Here is a 22,591-nt window from a genome sequence, read left to right on the forward strand (position 1 = left end):
AGAGCCCTCACCTGCAGCACAACAGGATCCGACTGCCGCGTGACCCTGTCGTACCGGGCGTACCGTCCGATCAACGCAGCAGGTCACCGGCGCGGCTGCGGTGCGCCCCCACCTGCCCGGCGATCCACCGGCCCGAGCGCGCGCCTCGTTCCCATGGTCACGCCGCCGTGACCGCGGCCGCTCACGTCCCACCGTTGTGGCACAGCCGCCGCGCAACAACGCGGCGCGGGCCACCCACGGCCCCGATCCTTCCAGGAGACCAGAAACATGAGTGACCACTCCAGCACGGCATCGGTCGTCGGCCGACCAGAACCGCTACGAGCGGAAGGGCACGCCACACCCTCGCCGCAGAGCAACTGGCCGGCCGTCGCTTCGGTCGCCTTGATGTCCTTCGTGCTGGTGCTCTCGGAGTTCCTGCCGATCGGGCTCCTGCCCGTCATGGGATCCAGTCTCCACGTCTCCGTCGGCACCGTGGGCCTGGTCGTCGTCGTACCCGGCCTGACGGCAGCCGTCACAGCGCCCCTGCTCACCATCGCAACCAGCGACTACGGACCCAGGACCGGTGATTTTCGAATCAGGCGATCACGATCAGCATGACCGCCATGCCCAGTGCCATCAGATCGTGGTAGGACAGGCCGTGTGGTGCGGTCGGCATCGGCGTATGCGGCGTCCTCACCGCTGGCTTGTTCCGGGCAAGATTGAACCCCGGGGTGAGCCAGCGCAGTGCGAGGGCGAGGGCGACCACGGCCACGATGATCGTGAGGCTGGAGTCCGAGCCGGTGAGCGTCGTGGCGGCTGTACTTCCCGGTGCACTCATCTGCATGCCGGGCATCTCCACCATGCTGGAGCCGCTTTCGCCACCGCCGACGGAAGGACCGGTGCGCATCGTATGGGCCATCCAGGCGGTTGCGGCCATGGTGAGGGCGTGCGGAGCGGCGTGGAGGAGCCGGTATGACAGCGGCGCGGTCGAGGATCGAACGAAGCACGCCGCGGCCAGGAACCAGATGGCCGCGAGGGAGAAGAAGGCCACCTGCGGTGTGACGGGAACGCTCATGCCCCACGGCCAGGTCATCACGGCCATCGCCACGGCCATCAGGGCGTGCAGCGCGTGTGCGACACGCTCGAGGGCAGGATCCCCGGCAGGTGCTCCACCGTCGGGGGCGGCGCCCGCACGCCACGCCGCTCGCCCGGCGACGGCGGCGAAGCAGACCGTCAGCAACCAGTGCAGAGCAGCCACCGCGATGTCCTTGCCTTTCTCCTGCGCCGGACGGTGTTGATCGAGCAGGTCGGTCAAAGCACCGGGCGTCGGCCTCGTCCGGTGCCGATGCACGAGGGTCTCGAGGATGTCGCTGTCTTCGTCGAGGGCCTGCCACGGGTACGTGTCCGTCCTGCTGACCGCGACGAACACCTCAGATGCCCTTCGCTCCAGGCCGGAGCCGGCCGCGACGCAGTCCGTCGTCGTAGGTGCGCAGACGTGGTGCACGATCGCCGGACCGTCTCGTGGGAGGCCATCACCCGCGGTGGAGGACAAGCGCCCCCACCTTGCGGCGGCCGAGTGCAAACACAACGGGAAATCATCTCAACTGCACACCGAGGCCGTTGTGTGACGGCGGGTGCTTCCCACGGACGATCCCCCTCACCATGATCAGCCCGTGGACCTTTCATGTCATCCGCCAGTGTGACGGCGTCAGGGAAAGGGTCGGCAGCAAGCCGACAAGCACTCGCGACGGATTGCCACCGGGCATCAAGTCAGGGATCGTCGCAGCTGTTTCACCGAGTGAACCGGCCGTTGTGACCTGATGAACCCCGAGTGCCACGGAGCGGCCAAGGTCAGGCCATCGAGCACAGGACCCGTTCGCACTTCGCCGCCCCGGACAGCATTTTCACCGAGTCGCGGGAAATCCTTTAGGATGACGGCACCGGAGGAATTCGGTGAGAATACTCCTCTATCTCCACATTCGGGTAGCGAAGCTGAGAACGCTCTGCGATCTCAGCTTCGTCAAGGAATGTAGTCATCGGTACACCCGGAGCGCAGAGCATAAATACCACGAACCGACTTGTGATGTCGTCCCGCAGATTGGATGCCCGATAGTGAACGACATCAGCGGGCTCCCAGAATCCCTCCCCGGCTTTGATCGCGTAGGGCTTTCCGCCTTCCAGCTCGAAAAGCATCTCCCCTTCGAGCATGTACCCGAACAAGGGGCCGGAGTGACGGTGTGGTTCCGGGCCAGGATCGCCCGGCGGAAGTTCCACGACCTGCACCATCCCATGCGTCCCCTCCGGGAGAGGCGGGATCCCCTTCACGCAGATATCAAATTTCTGCATCTTCGACTCTGAACCCGGTTTGGCTTCCACTTTCCACCTCAAATACAAGTTTCGGTCATGTCGGCTGAAACGCACTGCTTATATGTGCCGGTGTGCGCGACCTACGCCGTTCCGCAGGATCGATGCTGCCTTCCGGCACCTGTTCTGCTCGTCGCGCGTTCCCGCGTTCTCATCAGGGAGACGAGGTAGCCCTTCCGAGTGTGACAGCTCAGACGGGCACGAATTTGTCGAGACTGAAACGCCTGGCCGCTGCTGGTCCCAGCGGTCAGCCCGCACCCGCCCCCCGGCATTTGGCCGCGGGCGGGTCGTCCTCGGCGGCCGCGTCCAGGAGAAGCACGTGCTGAACCTCTCCGACACCGAAGCCCACGAATGGCGATGTCCGGCATCTCCGCTCAAAGCGAGGCCGGCTCATCCCTGCCCCAGCCGAGCACAAGCCTCCGCCCGTCCTGCCCGCCCCGGCACAGACCGCCGACCACGACGGCCTCAGCGACGTCCGACGCAGCTCTCCACGAACACAAGCCCCCGCCCGCCGCGTCCCCAGCCCCGACGGGACGACGCCGTCGTCGGCCTGTACAAAGCACAGGCGGAACACCTGCCGCACCTGACGTTTGCTGCGCCGCGCTGGGCTCGCACAGGCCGCCCGGCTGATTGCACCAGCAATTGCACGACGTGGAGCTTCGGCGGCCTCCATCACCGCCGGTAGCGCCGTCGAGGTCAGCTGCCGACGGGGTACCGACTGGTGATCGCGACGCGGTTGAAGGCGTTCATCACGGTTGCCAGCCAGGCGACTGCCGATATCTGGTCTGCGGTGAGTATGGCCGCGGCGGCGTTGAAGTCCTCGTCGCTGACATGTCCGTCCGGCACACGTGTGATCGCCTCGGTGAGGCGGAGGGCGGCGCGGTCGGTGTCGGAGAAGTAGCCGGTCTCCGCCCAGGCCGACAGCACCGCGATCCGGTCGGGGTTCTCGCCCTTCTTGAGGGCGTCGTGGGTGTGCATGCGCAGGCAGAACGCGCAGCCGTTGATCTGGGAGGTGCGGATCCTCAGCAGCTCGACCAGGAGGGGGTCGAGACCCGCTGCGGCGGTGGCCTTCTCCACCTCCGCCGACAGGGCGATGAGGGTCTTGTAGGCGGCCGGGTGCTGCTCGCCGATGTTGACACGCTGGGGGTTGGTCATGGTTCCTTCGATCCGTTCGTGTGGCCTGCGCCGCGCTCGTCGGGCGCGCGCCGTTTTGCGTTCTCATCAGGGAGACGAGGTAGCCCCTCCGGGTGTGACAGCTCAGACGCACGAGGTTGTCGGGGTTGATGCTCGCCGCCGACCTCGGCGAAATAGGCGTTCCCCGCCTTGACGGGCGTCGCGGTGCTTCTCGAGCGCAGCAGCCGCTCCACGCTCCTGGTGCACCTGCCCCGGCTCGAGGGCTGGGGCGAGAATCCGCCCGTGAAGAACGGCACCTCGCTCGGGGGCTATGGCGCGATCGCGATGAACGCGGCGCTCACGACGTCGATGGCGCGGCTGCCCGAGCAGTTGCGCAAGACCCTCACCTGGGACCGCGGGAAGGAACTCTCCGGTCATGCCCAGTTCGCGCTCGAGACCGGGACGAAGGTGTTCTTCGCCGATCCGCACTCGCCCTGGCAACGACCGACGAACGAGAACACGAACGGGCTGCTGCGTCAGTACCTCCCGAAGGGCACCGATCTGTCCCGGTGGTCGTCCACGGACCTCGAAGCCGTCGCCATGGCGATCAACAACCGGCCCCGCAAGACCCTCGGCTGGCGGACACCCGCCGAGGTCTTCGAAGAGCAGCTACGCTCGCTGCAACAGCCCGGTGTTGCAACGACTGGTTGAACTCGCCCAAATACGGCTCCCGGGCCTTCGCCGGCCTCTGCGACCAGCTCGGGGTCACACGGTCGGTGGGTGCGGTCGGCACCAGTGCGGGCAACGCGGCCCGCGAAGGCTTCCACGCGTCCCTGAAACGCGAGACCCTCCAGGGCGTCCACGACTACGGCGACGCCACCACTTGTCGCAGGACCGTCTTCGCCCGGCTGACCCGCTACAACACCCGCCCGTTCCACTCCTGCTCGACCACGGCCGGCTCGGCCTGGATTCGGTAGGCCTCCTCCTGCAGCTCGTCCATGCGACGGCGAGCGGTCAGCTCGCGCTGTTCCAGCAACCCCACGACCGACGGTATCCCCAACCTCCCCAGAGCGACAACTCGACGCGTAACCACTCCCCGAGGCCGCCGACCCTATTCCTGACCAGCGGAAACGCAGCCCTCAAGGCCGGAAGGACGACAGCCGCTCAGGCACGTGAGATGTCTTTCAGCCGAGAGCCGTAGAACGTCAGGTGACGTTCCGCAGCGGTGGCCCAGGTGTGGCGGGCGGCGAGTCGGCGGCCCCTGGCCCGGCGCGCGGGGGTGTCGTACGTGAGCGCGGCACCGAGCTCAGCGGCCAGGTCCCGGTGGGTGGTCGCGAAACGGGCGGCGCCGTCGAACACCTCGCGCAGTACGGGCAGATCGCGTACGACCAGCGGAACTCCCGCGGCGAGTGCCTCCATCGCGGCGAGGCCGAAGCCCTCCTTGACAGAGGGGAAGGCGAAAGCGGAGGCGGCGGCCACCAGTGGCGGCAGCTCGTCCTCGGCGACCTGGCCCAGCACGACCGGTTCGAGGCGGAGTTCGGCTGCGCGTGTCTCCCAGCGGGCTCGGTAGTCGCGGTAGTCGAAGAGGGTCTCGCCGCCCGCGATCACCAGCTGTACGTCAGGGTGTGCGGAGCGCAGTCGGGCGTACGCCTCCAGCAGGTCCAGCGAACCCTTGCGGGGTTCGATACCACCGACGGTAAGGACGTAACGGCCCAGACGGGCACGCCAGTTCGCGCGGGCGGCCGGCGCGGTGGTGGCGAAACGGTCGTAGGCCACTCCGTTGGGAATGACCGCCGCGTTGATGCCCCAGCCGTCGGCCAGTTCCGTGGCGACGGCCGTCGACACGCAGATGTGCGCGTACGGTTCGACGATGGCCCGCTCGTGGCAGGCGGCCAGTTCGGGGGTGGTGAAGCGGTCGATGTGGTGGACCGTGCGGATGCAGCGGCCACCGACCGCGTTGGCGCTGATGCAGTCCTGGGCGTGGACGACGTCGTACGCCATCGCACAGGGCTCGAAAGCCTTGCCCAGGACGGCGATGGAGCGCAGAATCCGTTCGCCGACGGACTCCTCGGGCGGGCCGTCCGGGAACGGTACGATCCGCAGCCGTACGGCTGGGTCGACCGGCCGGAAGAAGCCCGCGTCACCGCCGCGGCCCAGCGTCCACACCGTGATGTCCTGCCCGGCCGCGGCGAGCGCCTCGGCGAGGGCGAGGGTGTGGACGACGCCGCCGCGCGGCTTGGTGGAGTAGCTGAGCAGAGCGATCTTCACGTGCGGTCCTCCCGGTAGGCGCCGGGCCGGCGTTCGTCGAGGTGGCGCAGAATGCGGCGGGCGCGGTCGATCTCCTCGGCGACGTCGGTCTCGGCGACCGCCAGGCCGGCCTTGGACCAGGTGCGGGCGAGGACGTCACCGCCCGGGCCGACCACCTTGGACTGGCCGAGGAACCGCATGCCGCCCATGGCGCCGGTCTGGTTGGAGGAGGCGAGGACGACCTGGTTCTCGGCGGCGCGGGCCTGGTCGTACAGGTCGAAGAGCTTGGCCTGGCGGTCCTGGGCCATGCGCGGGGCGCGGTTGGTGAGGGACGTGGGCCAGGCGGAGAGACAGGCGAGGATCTCGGCGCCGTCCAACGCCAGAGAACGGGCCGACTCGGGGAACGTCTTGTCGTAGTCGATGAGCATGCCGATGCGGCCGACGGGTGTGTCGAAGGCGTCGAAGCGGTCACCGGCCGCGTAGGCGGCGACCTCGCCGGCCGGCAGATGGACCTTGCGGTGGCGGCCGAGGACACCGTCGCCGCTGACGCAGACCGCGGCGTTGTAGCGCTCGTCGCCACCGTCCTCGCAGTAGCCGAGGCAGACCACCATCTCGGCGGCCAGGCGGGCGACCTGGAGGATCAGCGGGTCGTCCGGCTTCAGAGCCGGCGGCAGGGCCCCGGGGTCGGGGTGGCGCAGGTCGGCGAGGTAGCCGCCTAGCGCGGCGTCGGGCAGGACCAGCAGACCGGCGCCAAAGGCGCGCGCGTCGTCGATGAGCTTCGCGATGCGGGCCAGGTCGAACTCCAGGTCGCGGCCGAAGTGGGCGGCCGCGGCCGCGATCCGGATCGTGCTCATGCGCTGACTGCTCCCGTGGGTATGTCGTAGGTCTCGGGCCGCCGGTCGCGCAGGTGCCCCATCGACCGCCGGGCGGTCTCCAGTGCCTGTGCGACGTTCAGTTCGGCGACGGCGACGCCGGCGGCGACACCCGTGTCGGCGAGGATCTCGCCGCCGGGGTCGACGACCTTGGCGCTGCCGACGAAGCGTAGCGACCCGAACGTGCCCGCCTGGTTGGCCGACAGCCACACGATCTGATTCTCCAGCGCGCGGGCCTGGTCGAAGAGGTCGAAGCGGCGTTTCCAGCGGTCCTCTTCGAGGCGGGCGGCCGCGCTCGTCCGGGATCCCGGCCACGCGGAGACACAGACCCCGATCGCGGCGCCGTCGAGCGCGAGCGCGCGGGCGGACTCCGGGAACGCCTTGTCGTAGCAGATCATCATGCCGATCCGGCCGACCGGGGTGTCGAAGGCGTGGAAGCGGTCCCCGGAGGCGTAGCTGGCGTCCTCGCCGAGTGGCTGGTGGACCTTGCGGTGGTTGCCGAGAACGCCGTCGCCGGTGACGCAGACGACGCTGTTGTAGCGGGCTTCGCCGGCCGCTTCGCAGTATCCCGCGACGACCGTCATCTCCCCCGCCAGGGAGGCCAGCCGGCGGATCTCGGGGCCGTCGAGGGCGAGCGCGGGCGGGCCCTCGTCGAGTTCGGCGCGGTCGTCGAGGCTGAGCAGATACCCGCCGAGACACGCCTCGGGCAGCGCCAGCAGCCCTACGCCCTCCCTCCGGGCTTCCTTGATCAGCCGTTCGGCGATCTGGAAGTCCTCCTCCAGGTCGCGGCCGAATTCGGCGGCGACGGCGGCCATACGCAGGGTGGTCATGCGGTCCCCATCCCGGTCACGGTGGACATGACCGCTTCGGTGATCTCTCCGTCGGGCCAGCGCAGCCCGACGCCTTCTCCTTCGGTGAGCTCCCCGCACACCGCACCCGTGGCGGGCCCGGCGGGCAGGGGCGGTGCACCCGGCTCGTCGGCCGTGAGCATCGCGAAGCCCGGGAAACAGGTGAACCAGTCGCCCACGGTCGCACCCCCCGGTCGGGGGACGGCGGCCACGTCGAGCACCGCGCGGCAGCCGCTCGCCTCGGCGAGCATGCCGAGGGTGCCGGCGATTCCCGCCATCGACACGTCCTTGGCGGCGGCGGGCCGGGCGGCGGCCACCGCGCCGGTCATGGTGCGCAGTTCGTCGCTACGGCGGTGGCTGGCCGAGTCCCACTGGCGGCCCCGGTAGCCCGGGCGCCAGCGGCCGCCTAGGTCGGTGGTGAGCCGTACGGCGTGACCGGGGCGGCCGCCGCCACCGGGCACCGGCCGGCCTGTGCGGCCGAGCGCGGTCACCGACAGGGCGGCCGGGACGCCGAGCTGGGTGTGCCCGCCGAGGACCGGGATGTCGTACGCCTGTGCCGCCCGGGCCAGTCCGGCCAGGATTCGGGCGGCGTGCGCGGCGTCGCGAGCGCCCACCGCGTCCAGCAGCCCGAGCGGCGCGGCGCCCATCGCCGCGAGGTCGTTGACGTTCACGAGGACCGCGCACCAGCCCGCCCACTCGGGGTCCCGTTCGACCATGGACGGCACGATCGCGTCGCACGCCGCGATCACGTCGGTGCCGGGGACGGGGGCGCCGTCGTCACCGACGAAGCCCGGGGGAGGTGCCAGCGCGGTCAGGAGCGGTCCAAGGGGGGACTTCGTGGCCGCCGCGAGGGCGGCGATACGGCCGATCGGCCAGCGCATCAGGACGTGCGGTACGCCCGCGACCGTCGTGTCCCGCACCCGCTGCCAGCCGAGCCGCCGGAACAGCACCTCGTTGCGCGCCTGGACGGTCGCGTCGAACCGCAGCACGCCCTCCGCCTCGGCGCGGGCACAGGCGGCCCGGACGAGCGCCGCGCCGATGCCGTGCGGGCCGCGGGCCCGGGGTGCGACGACCAGGCGCCCGCCCTGCCACCAGCCGAGGTCGGAGCCGTCGTCGACCGGGCACAGGCGCACCCCGCCGACCACGGTGCCCTCCGGGTCCTTCGTGACCAGGACGACGGTCCGGGGGTCGGTGTCGCGGTCGTCCAGGTCGTGACGGACGAAGAGCCCCTGCTCTTGGACGAAGGCGGCACGGCGCAGCTCCCGGTAGGCGGCCACGTCCGCCGTGCCGTCCGCCTCCTCTATGCGGAAGGCGGGCCGGCGGGCGAGCGTGCTGCGGTCGCCCAGCAGGGCCAGGATGTCCTGCGGACTGTCCACGGCCGGCACGACCACGGAACCGTCGAGGTACACGGCGGTCACCCGCCCGCTGCCTGGAGCACACTGCAGGCGCCGCACGCCGCGCAGCCGGCCTTCTGGTCGGCGCCGCTCATTCCGGCGGCGCGCAGCCTCGCGGCGACGCCCTCGGTGACGTACGTCAGGTGTTCCGCGCGGGGTGCCCCGGCGCCATCGCGGGCGGCGAGGGTGCCGCTCATCGGGCGGAACGGGACGACGAACGGGTACACCCCCCGGTCGATCAGCCTGCCCGCGCCGGCGACGAGTTCGTCGGGGTCCTCGCCCAGTCCGACGAGGAGGTAGGTGGAGACGCGGTTCGGTCTGAAGACGCGCACCGCCTCGTCCCACGCGGCCTCGTACTCGGCGAGCGGGACCGTCGACTTGCCGGGCATCCAGCGTCGTCGCACCTCGTCGTCGAGGGACTCGACGTGGATGCCGATGGCGGTGGCCCCGGCGTCGTGCAGGGCGCGGATCCAGGCGAGGTCGCCGGGAGGTTCGCACTGCACCTGGATCGGCAGACCGGGCACGGCCCCCAGCACCGCCCGGACCGACCGCACGAGGTTGCGGGCGCCGCGGTCCGGTCCGGTGGTGGTGCCTGTGGTCATCACCATCTGCTTCACGCCGTCGAGCCGTACCGCGGCCTCGGCGACCTCAGCGAGCTGCGCCGGGGTCTTGGCGGCCACGGTGGCGCCCGAGCGCAGGGACTCCTCGATGGTGCAGAAGCGGCAGCGGTCGGACTCGGCGTAGCGGATGCAGGTCTGCACGACGGTGGTGGCCAGGACGTCGGAGCCGTGCAGGCGGGCGATCTGCTCGTAGCGGAGACCGTCGGCCGTGGTCAGGTCGTAGAACTTCGGTCGCTGCACGGCTGTGAAGGAGATTCCGGTGTCCTCGTCACCGAGCCACACCTTGCCGTTCCGCACGGAGTAGGGACTGTGGGGGTTGCGGGGGAGCGCGGCGTTGGCACCGTCGACGAGGACATGTCCGTCGTCGCTGGGCCCCGCGCCGTCCGGCCGCCGCACGGGCGCGTCCGACGCGACGCCGCGCAGGGCGAGTTCGGCGCGGGTCATGATCCGCACGTCCACCGCCGTACCGCTGTCACCGGTGCCAACGCTCACGTCGTTCTCCCTACAGCTGGTAGGTGGAGTTGATGATGGCGCCCTTGCGCGCGTAGTGGATCAGCGCGTCCTGGACGTCCAGGGGGTGGGTGGGGATGACCCCCTCGATGAGGTCCTCCTCGCGGGCGCCGTGCAGGGAGAGGCCGAAGCGGCAGCAGTAGACCTTGCCGCCCTCTGCGATGAACGTCTTGAGCTGGTTGTTGATGTTGTGCTCGCCGGGGAAGGCGGAGTTGCCGACGGTCGGGAAGCCGCGGGTGGCGAGGCAGTTGAGCGAGCCGGGGCCGTAGAAGTAGATCGCGGTCTCGAAGCCCTTGCGCAGGGCGCGGGTGGCCTGGAGGACGGCGACGAAGGAGACCGAGGACTCGTGGGCGATGCCGTGGACGAGGGTGAAGTAGGTCTCGCCGTTCTCGGCCCGGTAGTCGGGGAAGACCTTGGTGGAGCCGTAGATGCTGGTGCCCTCGGGGAGCGAGGGGTGCGGGATCTCGTCGAGGGACTTCTGCTCGACGTCGGAGAGCTCGGCGGTGACGACGGATTCGGACATGACTGTCTCCTTGTGCGTACGGGAAGGGAGTCGGGGGCGGTCAGTCGTAGAGCGCGGCGAACGTGTCCCGGAAGACCAGGTCGCCGAGTTCGCCGCCACCGGTGGCTTCGGCGAGGCGGGCGTACTCGCCGGTGAAGTCGCCCCACGGCTGGTCGCTGGCGAAGAGCACCCGGTCGTGGCCGATGCCGCGGCGCTCGATCTCCTGGGCCAGCCAGCGGGGAGTGAAGCCGATGGCCCAGGAGAGATCGGTGTAGACGCGCTTGCCGGCGCTGATCCAGTCGAAGAACCGGGAGCCGACGAGCTTGATGTGGCCGCTCATCCCGCCGCCGAAGTGCACGAGGTGGACGGGCACCTGACCGGCGTACCAGTCGACGAGATGGCCGACCTCGTCGATGTCGGAGGCGGCGCCGGGAGAGGTGTGCACATGGACGACAAGGCCGTGCCGGGCGGCCTCGGCGAAGATCCGGTCTAGCTGGGGGCGGCAGGCAGGGTCCGTGGGGCGGCCGCCCAGCAGGAAGCTCAGCTTGAGGGCCCTGACCCCGGGCTCGCCGGCCAACCGGAGGGCCTCTTCCGTGCGTTGGGCGTCCTCCGGGCGCGGGGACACCCACAACCCGGCACGGATCCGGTCGTCGCTCTGCGCGGCCTCCAGCGCCAGCTTGTTGAAGGAGAAGGCAATCGCGGGATCCGGTACGCCGTAGTTGGGGATGACCAAAGCCCGTTCGGTTCCCTCCGCGTCCAGGTCGGCGATGAGCTGCTTGACGGTGGCGCGCGCGGTGGTGTCCGGGTTGACGGGTGGGCCGCCGTAGAAGGGATAGGCCGGCAGGACGCCGATGTGGCGGTGTGCGTCGTAGACCATGGTGTGGTTCCTCAGCCGATCGGGAGGGCGGAGGCGAGTTCGCTGGGGGCTCCGGTGAGCGTGCCGCACACGTCGGCCAGGCGGCGCGAGGCGTCGATGTGGTCCGCGAGGAACTCGGCGTCCCGGCCCACCGCCTCGAAGCGGCCCGAACCCCACGAGTACTGCCAGGGCAGACCGAGGAAGTGCAGGCCGGGCGTGCCGGTCGCGCCGCGCCAGTGCATCGGGTAGCCGCGGCCGTCGAAGACGGGGGCCTCGATCCACCGGTGGTCGCGCCTGAAGCCGGTCGACCAGACCACCGAGGTGATACCGGCGGCCTCCAGGTCCAGTTCGCGCGGCTGCTCGTTCGGCTCCCACACCGGGACGTACCGGGGCTCGGTCGGGACGGCGATGCCGTGCGCGGCGATGTACGCGTCGATGGCGTCCTTGATGCCCTCGGCGACGGCGTCGGCGTGGTCCAGGTTCACCTTTAGGTCGTCGGCGAACTCCAGGCCCGTACCGGTGACTCCGGTGAGCCGCCCGTACAGCCGCATGCCGTCGCGGGCAAAGGCGCGCAGGTCGATGTCGCGGCCGCCGTCGCGGCCGGTGACGTAGTGGTTGACCCGCATGCGCACGGCGTCTGCGTCGTCGAACTCGTCGATGGACTTGTCGTAGTGGCCCATCTCGTCGAGCCAGGCCACGCAGTCGCGGCCGCGGTAGAAGCGGGCCACACGAGGGGCGCTGCCGACGGCCAGGTGCACCTGGCGCCCGGTGAGGTGGAGGTCCTCGGCGATCTGGCAGCCGGACTGGCCGGTGCCGACCACGAGAACGGGACCCTCCGGGAGCTGGTCGGGGCTGCGGTAGCGGGAGGAGTGGACCTGGGTGATGCCGTCGGGCAGTCGCTGGGCCATCGGCGGGACGGACGGCGTGTGGTAGGGGCCGGTGGCGACCACCACCTGCCCGGCGGTGAAGTCCCCGGCGGTCGTGGAGAGTTCGAACACTCCTCTCGGCGAGCGCCGCAGCCGGGTGACCGTCACGCCCTCAACCAGTGGCGGCCGGAAGAAGGAGACATAGTCCTCCAGGTACCGGACGATCTCGTCACGGACCATGAACCCGTCCGGATCATCGCCCTGATACGGATAACCGGGCAGCCTGCACTGCCAGTTGGGGGTCACCAGGCAGAAGGAGTCCCAGCGCCGTTCCCGCCACTCGTACCCGACCCGGTTCGCCTCGATGACGACGTGCTCGACACCACGCCGACCGAGGCAGTAGCTCATCGAGAGCCCCGCCTGACCGCCACCGACCACGACCACCGGGATCGGGGCACCTCCCCTGCCCGACAGGCTGTGAGGGAGGGCGCCGACCGGCCGTGTCGCCGGAGCCGAGCTCACCGCGCGCTCCCGTCGGCGCCGGTCAGAGATTCGACCGTGACCTTGGCACCGCTGACGGTGGCGTACGCGGCGGCGGTCCGCTCGATCTGTGCGAGCTGGTCAAAAGCACCGGTACAGAAGAAGCCGAACTTCTCCTTCACGCGCTCCCCGGCGATCCCGAGTGCCGTACGGCTGCGCTCGACAAAATCCGCAAGTGGGTACTGACCGCCGGGAACGAAATAGTCCTCGACTACCGTGGAGGGGGAATAGCAGCGCTGCGTCACGCCATCGGGCCAGCGCACATGAAAATACATCTCGGGCATGACATCCTCCATGCCGGGCGCCGAGGTCTTGCCACCTCGCCGCTGTCCGTGGAGACCAACTCCAGCCCTCGGGGATTTCCGAACGAAGTCATCCGGAATAAAGGGGAGTTACCAGAACCTCACGCGGGTTCGGGATGCAATGACGCATTATTGTTCCCGCGGAAATGAAACCGAATTACCGAGCCCATGGCTGCGCGCTCCGCACGGTCCGGATCTCCCGTCCGGGACCGGGATTCCGTCATGTCGGTCGAATCAGTCGAATCAGTCGTACCGGTCGAGATCTGCCGACTGCGGACGGCCGCACCTGTCCGGTCGAACGCGGGGAGGGGATGATCGGTGCCGCCGATGACCCGGCGGCATCGGTCGACGGTCACGCCGTACTCGTCCGACAGGATGCCCTTGGGCCAGACGCCGGCGTCGTGTCCGAAGAGCGCGAACTCGCCGAGTGTCTTGCCGACGAGGTCCTGCGGCTTCTCGATTCCCGCCTCGGTGTTCCCGAAGACGGTGGCATGCCGGAAGTTGCGGTTCGGGAAGATCGGCAGCGCCATGAACGGCGTGTCGTCATCGCCGCCGCACTGCGCCGTGGACAGGCGGCGGGCGCTGTCCAAAACGTGGAGCCGGAGAGCGGCGCACGGGTATTGAGCGGTCTGCCGCACGGATTCCTGCTCCAGCGTGTGGCCTTCGGCTTGACCGACACGGCAGGATTCAACGACGCCGTCCGGGGGTTGCTCGACAGAGCCGAGGTGATTCGCCTGTTCATGAGGGTGGTGGCGGCGCAGGTGGTCAGCGATTCCGAGTGCTCGATGAGCCGTTCGTAGTCGCGCGCGTGCCGACGGGCGTTCATGACCCAGGTGTGTGAGCGTTCGACCCACCGTGCGGTATGGCGGACGTCTGAAGTCCTCGCTGCCCGATTTCCGGTGCACCACGGGCTGGAACCAGGTCGGCAGGTCGCTTGCGGTGATCGACGCGGCGGCGCGGCAGGCGGAGGCCGAGACGGAGTGATCGCGGGGTGGCCTGAGCGGTGCCGGTCAGGCCACCCCGCGGTCCGAGGGGAGACTGCCGGGGTCCGGACAGTGCAGGACCTCGGAACCGGCACAGAGGTTCCGGGGCCCGGTCGGAGGGCGGGCGGGATGAGCGCCCGCAGCAGGCGTCACACGCGCCGCAGTACCGCGACGACCTTGCCTGATGGTCGCGTCGCCGCCGGGGGTGGGCTCGCAGGCCGCGTTGTGGGGGAGGAGCCAGACGTGGCCGTCCTCGCGCTGGAAGCGCTTGACGGTGGCCTCGGGGCCGGCCTCGCGTTCGTAGCGGCGGTGCGGTCGGCGGCATCCGATGAGCCAGGCCGTGGCTTCTCCTGATCAAGCGGGGTGAAGGCCGGACGTTGAACGGCTGCCGACGGGGGAACTCGCCGTCCGCGCGTACGACGGGTGGGGACGGACGACATGTCGTCGCGCCCTCAACTGTCCACCCTTCAACGAGCTACGGGTGCGCAGCGTACGCAGGTTTTCGCCGCCGGGCGAACTTCGAGGCGCTCCATCGGGATCGGCTCACCGCATTGCTCGCAGCGCCCGCAGTCCCCTCTCTCCCACCGTTCCAGGGCGTGATCGAGATCGTTCAGATGCTCGCGCGCCTGGGACAGCAGGGAGGCGACGTGTGCCCGCTCGAAGGCCGTGCTCGCCCCCTCCGGGTCGTGCTCGTCGTCAATCGCCACCAATGCGTTCGCCTCGACGATCCCTTCGAACTCACGGCTAAGGGCGGATATCTGCTGCAGCGTGCTGACACGGTCGGCCGAGAGCAGCGTCCGCATCCACTCGCCCTGGGGTGCGGGAAAAGCGGCATTGACGCATTGATCGCTCATATTGGTGGAAACAGCATTGTCTTGTGTCGAATTCCCGGGTGCTCGGGAGGCGACGGCCTCAGCGATGACGTGGGCGGCCACGCTGGTACTGCTTCGGCCACGGGACGTCGTCACCGAGCACGTGGGCAGCGCGGAGCGGCCACGTCGGATTGCGCAGCAGTTCGCGCGCGAGCATGATCGCGTCGGCCGAGCGGTCCACGAGGATCTGGTCGGCCTGCTCCGGTGCGGTGATCAGGCCGACCGCGGAGACGGGCAGGGCCGCGCCCTCGCGGATGGTTCGGGCGAAGGGCACCTGGTAGCCGGGCTCCACTTCGATACGGGCGTTGTGGACGAGCCCGCCGCTGGTGATGTCCACCAGATCGACACCGTGGGCCACCAGGTGCCGCGACAGCTCGACCGTCTCCTCCGGGGTCCAGCCGCCGTCGGCCCAGTCCGTGGCCGAGAAGCGTACGAACAGGGGGCGGTCCTCCGGCCACTGCGCCCGCACGGCGTCGGTGACCTGGACCAGGAAACGGCTGCGGCCGTCGAGATCGCCTCCGTACTCGTCGCTGCGGTGGTTGGACAGCGGTGACAGGAACTGGTGCAGCAGATAGCCGTGCGCGGCGTGGATCTCGAGGACCTCGAAACCGGCGGACAGCGCCCGCGCGGCGGCCTCGCCGAAGGCCCGGACCAGAGCGCGGATGTCGTCCGCGCCGAGCTCCCGCGGGGCCGGCCAGTCGCCGAACGGCAGCGGTGACGGTGCGACCGTCTGCCATCCTCCGGCCTCCGGTTCGACGTACACGTCACCCTCCCAGGGCGGTGCCGTCGACGCCTTGCGGCCGGCATGGGAGATCTGGATGCCGGCAACGGCTCCCTGCCCGTGGACGAAGTCGGTAATCCGCTTGTACGCGGCGGCCTGTCCGTCATCCCAGATGCCGGCGTCGGAAGGGGTGATCCGGCCCTCAGGTTCCACTGCCGTGGCCTCCTGCATGACCAGGCCGGACCCGCCGCGTGCCAGGGAGCCGAGATGCACCAGATGCCAGTCCTGTGGATAGCCGTCGACCGAGCTGTACTGGCACATGGGTGCCACCCAGGCCCGGTTCGGGAAGGTCGTGCCGCGGAGGGTGAGCGGCGAGAAGAGACGGCTCATCGAAGGCCTCGCAGGAGGGAGGATGTGGGATGCCGAGTACCCCGCAGCCGTCGGTCCGCGGCCTGGGTTCCTGCGGGGCGCCCCGCGCACGGTGGCCCCCCGAGTACCCCGGCTGCTCGTGGCGCACACCACCGGTCAGGCGTGCTCATTCGTGCGGATGTCCGGGCACGTGGCGGTCCCGGGCCGTGGTCGCGTGCGCCCCTGGGTCGTCGTCCTGATCGCCCTCTTCGGCTGGCAGCTCTCGCACACCTTCCTGCCCCGAGTCCGGAAGGCTGCCGGTGTCTCATGCCGCAGATCATGGAAATGCAGCTCGGCCGGCCACGGGCAACACGCCGGCCTCCCCGGCCGGGGCCAGCACGCCGGAGCCGATGACTCGCACGGGCCACAGCAGTTCACGCGCCGTGCTGATCTGTCAGCACATGTCCAGCGATCAGGGCCGGGCCATCGCCGATCGGCTCGGTGCAATGATCCAGGAAGGTGGAGAGTGGCCTCTGACTGTCCGAGACGGACCCCGCGGGCCTGTAGCGGCACGCCTGTGGCACAACCCCTGGAACGCCGAAGGGTCAGTCCGGGAGCAAAACCCTCCTGAGCCGGCCCTTCTCGTTGTGTCCCCGGCAGGATTCCAGGTCGGGGTCTTCCGGGCCTGCGCACCGGCCGCGGACGCACACTGACCGACCGGCGGTTGTGGTCCCCAAGGCGATCGCCGACCGGGTCCCGTTCGGCTGGGTGACGCCGGACGCCGCCTACGGTTTCAGCAACGGCTGGCGGTTCGAGCCGGAGTAGGCGGACGTCCTCCACGTGTTGGTCACCACCCGGGACCGTACCGTCGTCACCCGCTGGCCGATCGACCACCCTGTCCACGACCTGTTCCCCGCTCTGTCCCGGCTCGTGCGGACCTCTCGCCGCGCGGCAGCGTTCACGGTCCTCGGCGCGGGACTTGGGAAAGTACAGCTCTCGGTCGACCAGGGCCCCGCCGCGGGAGGTTGCGTAGGCGGCAAAGACGCCGGTCTGGCAATTTTCGGTGCGTCCAGCGGTGCCGGAGTACTGGCGCTGGACCACGGCAGAGGTGGTGCCCTTCCTGATGAAGCCGGTGTCGTCGATGATGAGGACTCCTTCGTCCTCGCCGAGCTTGTCAGCGACGTATTCCTGCAGATCGTCGCGGATGTCGTCGGGTCTCACTTGGCGCCGGCCAGCAGATGCTGCAGTCCGGCAGGAGTGGAACGGCCGACCTGCTCGGCCGGCTGCCAGATGCCAGTTGTTCTTGCGGGCCACCGGGCGAGGAGACCACGCACGTAGTCACGCATGCGGCGGCGGAGCCCGATGCGGCGGAAGCGGTGACCAACGGCCAGGAAGAGGTCGTCCAATTCGAGGTCCCGTTGTCCGCCAGCACGCTCGGTGATCACGTCGGGGGGCTTCCCCGGGCGCTGCCATTACCTACGGCGACGACACACGTTCGAGTGGCGGCCTCCGTAAGACCGCCCCTCACCGCTCCGTGACCCGCTGCACCCCAGCCGCCCAGCGAAACCCGCAGGTCAGACAGCGAACCTGCTGGAGTCCTGGACCGGCAGGGGCGCCGACGAGGGTGCGTATGTCAGACGATGCGCTTGCGGCCCCAGAGGAAGATGAAGGCCGTCACAACGCCGGCAAGAGCGAAGAGGAACAGGGTGTCGAGCCACTGGGTGCTGCTGAGCTGCGAGAGGGGCAGGTAGTCCACCGACTTGCCGACGACATCCTTCTTCTGGAGACAGATGTCGACGGCTTTCGCCGACGGCTCGTGCAGACAGGTGTGCATGGGGAGGGCCTTCCCGGAGCTCGTGATGTACGACCCGCTGTCCACCGTCAGGCCGCCCGGGGGAACGGGCGGAAGGGAGCCGTTGACTCCCGAATGATTGGCGATCCTCACGGGGTTGGCCAAGTTCAGGCGGTTCATGGACCAGAACAACTCGACGGCGACGGTGAAGAAGAAGGTGGCGACCATGGAGAACAGGGTCCGACGCAGCACCATGCCGATGGCGACGCCGCCGACGACGCTGAAGACGGTGAGTGCGACTGGCACGGGTCCGGTGTTGCTGAACACGGTCACGTCCCAGCCCATGCTCCCGTCCTGTTCCATCAGCGGCGTCCACCACCGGCCGCAGGCGAGGGAGAGGACCGTCGTGCACACGACGACCACCAGGACGGTGAGCCCGAGTTTGGCGGTCAGCCAGCGGCTGGGGCGCGGGGACTGAGACATGACGAGCTTGGCGGTGCCGCTCTCCAAATCGCCGGCGAGCAGGGGGGCGCCCAGGAATACGCCGAGGATGACGGGCAGGGGAAGAAGGGCCAAGCCGACCTTGAGAGTCCGCTGCACGTATGGCTCTATGCCCACCGTCCACTTGTCGGGCGAAGAGTCGGGCCAGCCGAGGGCGGTCAGGTGGTCCATCAGGCCGGCGCGCTGGTGGGCGATCCACGCCGTGATCAGGGCCGTGACGGCGAGGTAGGTCCAGTAGGCGGCGCGGTGCTGGCGCCAGGTGAGCCAGGTCATGCCGCTGAGCCGGGAAGCTCGGATGCGGCGGGAGGCGGCGGAGGGCGCGGGAGAGGAGGCGGACCTGCCGGGTCCGGCGGCCGGGGGCGTGGTCAGGTTGCTCATGCTGCGGCTCCCCCTGGGCTGTGCGGCCGGGCCGGGACCCGAGCTGCGGGAGTGATCAGTGGCGGCGCTTTGAGGGAGCGCAGGTAGGGGAGCAGGAGTTCCTCCAGATCCGGGGTGCGGGACTGCCACTGGTCGCTGACCGGGCCGCCCGGGCGGACGAGGGCGCTGGTTCGGCCTGCGCTGGTATGGCACTCGACAACGGTGTGGCGGGCGAGTTCGCTGGAAATGCCCGCCGAGTCGGCGCCGCCGACGTCCTGCAGGAGAAGATGGGTGCTGCGGAGTTCGTCCACGTCACCGGCCATGCGCAGACCTCCCGTGGAGACGACGAGGAGGAAGTCGCAGACGCTCTCCAGTTCGCTGAGCATGTGGGAGGACAGCAGCACTGTGGTGCCGTGTTCGCCGGCCTCGGCCAGCAGCAGGCTCATGAGTTCGTGGCGCACCAGCGGGTCGAGGTCCGAGAAGGGCTCGTCGAGCAGCAGCAGGTCGGGTCGTTTACCGAAGGCGAGGGCGAAGGCGACGCGGGTGCGCTGCCCGCCGGAGAGGGTGCCGACCTTGGCGTTCATGGGCACATTGCCCGAGCGGACGATGTGCTCGGCGACGAGCTGGTCCCAGCCGTGGTTCAGTTCGCGGCCCAGACGCAGTGTCTCGGCCACTGTGAAGCGGCGAAACAGCGGCTTCTCCTGGGCGAGGAAGGCCGTGCGGCGTCCCGCCTCCACGGACTGGGGGAGCGCGCCGAAGACCGTGAGGGTGCCCTCCGTCGGTTCCAGCAGGTTGGCGGCGATCGACATCAGAGTCGTCTTGCCCGCTCCATTGGGACCCACCAGTCCGCAGATCCGGCCGGCCGGGAGTCGGAACGAGCAGTCCCTCAGGGCCCAGCCCCGGCGGTACTTCCGCCCCACCGCGTGGGCCTCCACCGCCGGCTCAGCCACGGGGCCGGCTGTGTTGATCGGGCTTCTTGCATACGCGGCGCCCTGACTGGTGTCACTCACTGACACTCCTTGATGCACGGGTTTTGGGTCACTTCAGCGGCCGTCATGGTGACGGCGCGCCTCTTCTCCAGGACGCCGCGACCAGCGTGGCCACGTCCTCCATGGCGGGCGCGGCTGACGGTTCCTCGCATTCAGGAAGTGATCCGTTCCCAGGCGCGCTCGTGACCAGTAAGTTACGGAGACGACCCGTCGCCGCGCTTCGAGCAGAAGTTGGATCTGTGGCACCCCTCTACGACTTTCGGCCGAGCGCTCTGATCCGCCTCCTCCGATGCCGATGCCCAGATCGGCGCGCGTTGTTCTGTACGCGGTGAGTCGCCGGGGCAGGACCACGTCACCCGGCGGATGGTCCGCAGGGCCCTGGACGGCCGGTGTCCGGAGACACGCAGGCAACAGCGACGCCCGGAGTCACGACTGGCTGGTGGACGAGCACGGCGTCGGCGACATCCGCCATCCCATGGCCGGCCCCGCAAGCACCGACCGGCTGAACCAGGCATCGCATGACAGGGGCCTGCGAACAGGCGACGCCACCCTGGGTCTGACCAGACCGGGCAGGGGGTGGTCACCTGCGGCGAGAGCAGGGCCGCCCGTTCGGGGACGCGCAGGCATGCGGCCGGAATCGCGCCGGCGACGAAGGAAGCGGCGTTGAGGCCGGCACCCAGCCGGCCCCAGGCCATGCGTCGGGCCCGGGATGCCAGGGACGTACCGAAGTCCCGGGGGCAAGGCCGTCCGCCCGCCAGGCACAGGACCAGGGCACACGGACGGCAACGCCGCCTTGGCCCGTACGGCCCCGCCTAATCGCTCACAAGGCCCGAACGCCACGCCCAGAGTGCGATCTCGACGCGGTTGCGTACGGCGAGTTTGGACTGGATGTTGCCCAGATGCGTCTTGACCGTGCCGAGGGACACGAAGAGGGCTGCCGCGATCTCGGCGTTGGTCTTGCCGTCGGCCACCAGGCGGACGACGTCGGTCTCGCGTGAGGACAGGACCGACACGACCGTGGGGGAGGTCTTCGACGGATGAATGCCTCTCAGCAGCCGGACCGTGATCGCCGGACTCACCAGGGCCTCGCCGGAGTGAGCCGCGCGCACCGCTTCGGTCAGCAGCCTCGGCCCGGAGTCCTTGAGGAGGAAGCCGCAGGCACCGTTGTTCAGTGCCTCGTAGACGTAGGCGTCGTCGTCGAAGGTCGTGACCATCACGACCTTGGGGGAGCCATGGCCGAGGCGGTTGAGCTCGCGCAGGGCTTGCAGCCCGTCCATTCGCGGCATCCGGATGTCCATGAGGACGACGTCCGGTTCGAGGCGGCGACTCATCTCCACCGCCTGGACGCCGTCCTTCGCTTCCCCCACCACCTCGATGTCTTCCTCGACGCCCAGGATCAGCGAGAAGCCGGTCCGGACCATGGCCTGATCGTCCGCCAGCAGCACGCGGATAGTCATCACGCTCCTCCTGCCGGTATGCGGGCCTGCACACGCCAGCCCCCCTCGCTCCTTGGACCGGCGACGAATGAGCCACCGAGCGCCTCAGCCCGTTCCCGCAGACCAGCCAGTCCATAACCGCCTTCTGACGAGTGGCCGCCGCGGCTGCGACCGTCGTTGGCCACCTCCACCGTCACCATGTCGAAACGCATATCGCGGCCGACCAGGATCTCGAGTTCCCGTACGCCCTCCGCGTGCTTGCGGACGTTCGTCAGGGCCTCGGTCACCACTCGGTGCACGGCCGACTGGACATCGATCGGCACGTCGTCGAAATCACCCTCGACGCTCAGCCCTACCCGCATGCCGTCGGCGGAGGTGAAGTGCTCGGTGAGAGAGGCGATGTCGCTGATCGTGCCCAGTGGTGAGAGACGGGCCTCGGCCCCAGCCTCGCGCAGCAGGGTCACCATGCGGCGGATGGCCGTCATCGCTTCGTCCCCGGCCTGCTCGATGCGCTGCAGCGCGGGGAGCACCGCCTGAGGCTGCTGGGCCGCGACACTTTGGGCGGCCTGAGCAAGCACCACGATGCCGGTGACGTGGTGGGCGACGTAATCGTGCAGATCGGAGGCGATGCTCGTGCGCTGCGCCAACTGCCTGGCCATCTCTCCACGACGACGACTGATCTGAATCGTCCGCACCCAGAGCCCGGTGCCGGCGGTGACGACGCCGGCCAGCGCAAGGACGAGTGCGAATACCACCAGTGACATCTTGTCGGAGGACATGCGCAAAGGCTGCAGCACCAGCCCCGCCAGCAGGAGCGGTAGCGCGAACGCGGTGGGCTTGGGCGCCGCCCGCCACGCAGTCAGCCCGATGACCAGAAGGGCGACTGCCACGACGGTGAGCCCGAACGGCAGGGCCTGACGAACACCGCTCGCAGCGCCCGCCTGAAGGCCTGTTGTCGCGGCAAGCATGGCCGCTCCCAGTACCAGCGCGCCCACGCCCAGCGCGGTACCCGACAGCCGCGAAGCAACCAGGGCTACGGTGACAGCGAGCAGGATGACGAGCGGGTGAGCCAGTCCCAAGCCCAGGTCCACTGTCCCCAGTGCTCCGGTGCCTGCCAGCACGGCCAGGCCGCGCACCAGCCACTCCATGAAGCGGTTCGTGCTGTTGTTCACGTTCTTGTCTTCCCCACTACGGCCGGACGGGCAGGCGGCCCTCCGCTGTTCTTCCAGTGTCATCGATGCGCTGCCGCCGCCCCCGGGGCGGCAGCAGCGCGGGGAACGGGATCACGCCGGGTCCAGAGGGGTGTTCCGGCAGCAGCCTCGCGTCCCGGATCCGGGGGCGTGAGCCCTTCCCCCGCGCCGAGAACGGCTACTTCAAAGGCGGTCATCGTGTAGACGCGGACTGACTGGATCAGGCGGTGCATCAGGTCGGGCATGGGGAAACCTCCTGGGGTGGATGGGTGCTGGTCGGTCCGGGGAGCCATGGCGCGAGCGGATGGCCGTGCGTGGATCCGTCCGATGGCCGTGGCGTCAGGACAGGCGCGGCGGCCGGCTCCGGGTGCCGCGCGCGAAGTCGTCCC

23 protein-coding genes and 4 pseudogenes are annotated in these 22,591 nt (G+C 69.6%); 5 read left to right on the forward strand and 22 right to left on the reverse strand.

The genetic code is table 11. The features are described from left to right. Nucleotides 1-267: 267 nt before the first annotated feature. Nucleotides 268-597 carry a hypothetical protein gene (locus tag ACFXI4_RS35310; protein ID WP_384998893.1) on the forward strand — a complete coding sequence of 110 codons (330 nt, stop codon included), beginning with the start codon at nucleotides 268-270 and terminating at the stop codon, nucleotides 595-597. Here ACFXI4_RS35310 and ACFXI4_RS35315 read toward each other — a convergent pair. From ACFXI4_RS35315 to ACFXI4_RS35325, 3 genes are all read right to left on the reverse strand, one after another. Next, nucleotides 575-1,408 carry a DUF5134 domain-containing protein gene (locus ACFXI4_RS35315; RefSeq protein ID WP_384998896.1) on the reverse strand — a complete coding sequence of 278 codons (834 nt, stop codon included), beginning with the start codon at nucleotides 1,406-1,408 and terminating at the stop codon, nucleotides 575-577. The genes ACFXI4_RS35310 and ACFXI4_RS35315 overlap by 23 nt on opposite strands. 497 nt (nucleotides 1,409-1,905) lie before the next feature. Continuing rightward, complete coding sequence (locus tag ACFXI4_RS35320; protein ID WP_384998899.1) at nucleotides 1,906-2,355, reverse strand: cupin domain-containing protein; 450 nt, start codon at nucleotides 2,353-2,355, stop codon at nucleotides 1,906-1,908. Nucleotides 2,356-3,039: 684 nt separating this feature from the next. Then, nucleotides 3,040-3,498, reverse strand: coding sequence for a carboxymuconolactone decarboxylase family protein (locus ACFXI4_RS35325; protein WP_384998902.1), 459 nt, complete (start codon nucleotides 3,496-3,498; stop codon nucleotides 3,040-3,042). A gap of 186 nt (nucleotides 3,499-3,684) precedes the next feature. On the opposite strand from ACFXI4_RS35325, the pseudogene ACFXI4_RS35330 reads away from it, so the two are divergent. Continuing rightward, nucleotides 3,685-4,167: pseudogene (locus ACFXI4_RS35330) on the forward strand (IS30 family transposase); the annotation flags it as partial. Further along, nucleotides 4,164-4,433, forward strand: a complete 270-nt coding sequence (locus ACFXI4_RS35335; RefSeq protein ID WP_384998905.1) for a hypothetical protein — start codon at nucleotides 4,164-4,166, stop codon at nucleotides 4,431-4,433. The pseudogene ACFXI4_RS35330 and the gene ACFXI4_RS35335, both read left to right, overlap by 4 nt. A 187-nt stretch (nucleotides 4,434-4,620) precedes the next feature. On the opposite strand, the gene ACFXI4_RS35340 is transcribed toward ACFXI4_RS35335, so the two are convergent. The 10 genes from ACFXI4_RS35340 to ACFXI4_RS35385 form a co-directional block, all read right to left on the reverse strand. After that, nucleotides 4,621-5,724 carry an MSMEG_0565 family glycosyltransferase gene (locus tag ACFXI4_RS35340; RefSeq protein WP_384998908.1) on the reverse strand — a complete coding sequence of 368 codons (1,104 nt, stop codon included), beginning with the start codon at nucleotides 5,722-5,724 and terminating at the stop codon, nucleotides 4,621-4,623. After that, nucleotides 5,721-6,557: a carbon-nitrogen hydrolase family protein gene (locus ACFXI4_RS35345; protein WP_384998911.1), complete on the reverse strand. Its 837-nt coding sequence runs from the start codon at nucleotides 6,555-6,557 to the stop codon at nucleotides 5,721-5,723. The genes ACFXI4_RS35340 and ACFXI4_RS35345 overlap by 4 nt, the downstream gene beginning before the upstream one ends. Beyond that, the gene (locus ACFXI4_RS35350) at nucleotides 6,554-7,405 is read right to left on the reverse strand and encodes a carbon-nitrogen hydrolase family protein (RefSeq protein ID WP_384998914.1); all 852 of its coding nucleotides are present in this window, start codon (nucleotides 7,403-7,405) and stop codon (nucleotides 6,554-6,556) included. Before ACFXI4_RS35350 ends, ACFXI4_RS35345 begins: the two co-directional genes overlap by 4 nt. After that, nucleotides 7,402-8,841: an MSMEG_0567/sll0787 family protein gene (locus tag ACFXI4_RS35355; RefSeq protein ID WP_384998916.1), complete on the reverse strand. Its 1,440-nt coding sequence runs from the start codon at nucleotides 8,839-8,841 to the stop codon at nucleotides 7,402-7,404. The genes ACFXI4_RS35350 and ACFXI4_RS35355 overlap by 4 nt, the downstream gene beginning before the upstream one ends. Beyond that, the gene (locus tag ACFXI4_RS35360) at nucleotides 8,838-9,929 is read right to left on the reverse strand and encodes an MSMEG_0568 family radical SAM protein (RefSeq protein ID WP_384998919.1); all 1,092 of its coding nucleotides are present in this window, start codon (nucleotides 9,927-9,929) and stop codon (nucleotides 8,838-8,840) included. The genes ACFXI4_RS35355 and ACFXI4_RS35360 overlap by 4 nt, the downstream gene beginning before the upstream one ends. Before the next feature lie 10 nt (nucleotides 9,930-9,939). Further along, nucleotides 9,940-10,470, reverse strand: coding sequence for an MSMEG_0572/Sll0783 family nitrogen starvation response protein (locus ACFXI4_RS35365; protein WP_282703651.1), 531 nt, complete (start codon nucleotides 10,468-10,470; stop codon nucleotides 9,940-9,942). A gap of 40 nt (nucleotides 10,471-10,510) precedes the next feature. Next, nucleotides 10,511-11,326, reverse strand: coding sequence for an amidohydrolase family protein (locus ACFXI4_RS35370; RefSeq protein WP_384998923.1), 816 nt, complete (start codon nucleotides 11,324-11,326; stop codon nucleotides 10,511-10,513). 11 nt (nucleotides 11,327-11,337) lie between these two features. Next, the gene (locus tag ACFXI4_RS35375) at nucleotides 11,338-12,693 is read right to left on the reverse strand and encodes an MSMEG_0569 family flavin-dependent oxidoreductase (RefSeq protein WP_384998926.1); all 1,356 of its coding nucleotides are present in this window, start codon (nucleotides 12,691-12,693) and stop codon (nucleotides 11,338-11,340) included. After that, a complete protein-coding gene (locus tag ACFXI4_RS35380) occupies nucleotides 12,690-12,995 on the reverse strand; it encodes an MSMEG_0570 family nitrogen starvation response protein (RefSeq protein WP_384998929.1) in 306 nt (101 codons plus the stop codon). Before ACFXI4_RS35380 ends, ACFXI4_RS35375 begins: the two co-directional genes overlap by 4 nt. 119 nt (nucleotides 12,996-13,114) lie before the next feature. Further along, entirely contained in the window at nucleotides 13,115-13,603 is a 489-nt protein-coding gene (locus ACFXI4_RS35385; protein WP_384998932.1) for a hypothetical protein, read from the reverse strand. A 3-nt stretch (nucleotides 13,604-13,606) separates the two neighbouring features. On the opposite strand from ACFXI4_RS35385, the gene ACFXI4_RS35390 reads away from it, so the two are divergent. Further along, nucleotides 13,607-13,813: a hypothetical protein gene (locus ACFXI4_RS35390; RefSeq protein ID WP_384998935.1), complete on the forward strand. Its 207-nt coding sequence runs from the start codon at nucleotides 13,607-13,609 to the stop codon at nucleotides 13,811-13,813. Nucleotides 13,814-14,145: 332 nt separating this feature from the next. Here the strand turns inward: ACFXI4_RS35390 and ACFXI4_RS35395 are convergent. The 3 genes and pseudogenes from ACFXI4_RS35395 to ACFXI4_RS35405 form a co-directional block, all read right to left on the reverse strand. Further along, nucleotides 14,146-14,278, reverse strand: a pseudogene (locus ACFXI4_RS35395) (LexA family protein); the annotation flags it as partial. A gap of 185 nt (nucleotides 14,279-14,463) precedes the next feature. Further along, nucleotides 14,464-14,799, reverse strand: a complete 336-nt coding sequence (locus tag ACFXI4_RS35400; protein WP_384999029.1) for a TraR/DksA family transcriptional regulator — start codon at nucleotides 14,797-14,799, stop codon at nucleotides 14,464-14,466. Between the two features lie 109 nt (nucleotides 14,800-14,908). Next, nucleotides 14,909-15,979, reverse strand: a complete 1,071-nt coding sequence (locus ACFXI4_RS35405; protein WP_384998938.1) for an NADH:flavin oxidoreductase/NADH oxidase — start codon at nucleotides 15,977-15,979, stop codon at nucleotides 14,909-14,911. 684 nt (nucleotides 15,980-16,663) lie between these two features. On the opposite strand from ACFXI4_RS35405, the pseudogene ACFXI4_RS35410 reads away from it, so the two are divergent. Then, a pseudogene (locus ACFXI4_RS35410) lies at nucleotides 16,664-16,864 on the forward strand (IS701 family transposase); the annotation flags it as partial. 18 nt (nucleotides 16,865-16,882) lie between these two features. Here ACFXI4_RS35410 and ACFXI4_RS35415 read toward each other — a convergent pair. The 6 genes and pseudogenes from ACFXI4_RS35415 to ACFXI4_RS35440 form a co-directional block, all read right to left on the reverse strand. Further along, nucleotides 16,883-17,251: pseudogene (locus tag ACFXI4_RS35415) on the reverse strand (transposase); the annotation flags it as partial. Further along, nucleotides 17,155-17,382 (reverse strand): hypothetical protein, encoded by a 228-nt coding sequence (locus tag ACFXI4_RS35420; RefSeq protein ID WP_384999038.1) that lies wholly within the window; start codon nucleotides 17,380-17,382, stop codon nucleotides 17,155-17,157. The gene ACFXI4_RS35420 and the pseudogene ACFXI4_RS35415, both read right to left, overlap by 97 nt. Before the next feature lie 188 nt (nucleotides 17,383-17,570). Beyond that, nucleotides 17,571-18,608: an ABC transporter gene (locus ACFXI4_RS35425; RefSeq protein ID WP_384998941.1), complete on the reverse strand. Its 1,038-nt coding sequence runs from the start codon at nucleotides 18,606-18,608 to the stop codon at nucleotides 17,571-17,573. Then, nucleotides 18,605-19,537, reverse strand: coding sequence for an ABC transporter ATP-binding protein (locus tag ACFXI4_RS35430; protein ID WP_384998944.1), 933 nt, complete (start codon nucleotides 19,535-19,537; stop codon nucleotides 18,605-18,607). Before ACFXI4_RS35430 ends, ACFXI4_RS35425 begins: the two co-directional genes overlap by 4 nt. Nucleotides 19,538-20,388: 851 nt before the next feature. Next, nucleotides 20,389-21,033, reverse strand: coding sequence for a response regulator (locus tag ACFXI4_RS35435; protein WP_384998947.1), 645 nt, complete (start codon nucleotides 21,031-21,033; stop codon nucleotides 20,389-20,391). Continuing rightward, nucleotides 21,033-22,184, reverse strand: a complete 1,152-nt coding sequence (locus ACFXI4_RS35440) for a sensor histidine kinase (protein ID WP_384998950.1) — start codon at nucleotides 22,182-22,184, stop codon at nucleotides 21,033-21,035. The genes ACFXI4_RS35435 and ACFXI4_RS35440 overlap by 1 nt, the downstream gene beginning before the upstream one ends. Between the last annotated feature and the right edge of the window lie 407 nt (nucleotides 22,185-22,591).

The organism is Streptomyces sp. NPDC059224, from assembly GCF_042754285.1.
Taxonomy (GTDB): domain Bacteria; phylum Actinomycetota; class Actinomycetes; order Streptomycetales; family Streptomycetaceae; genus Streptomyces.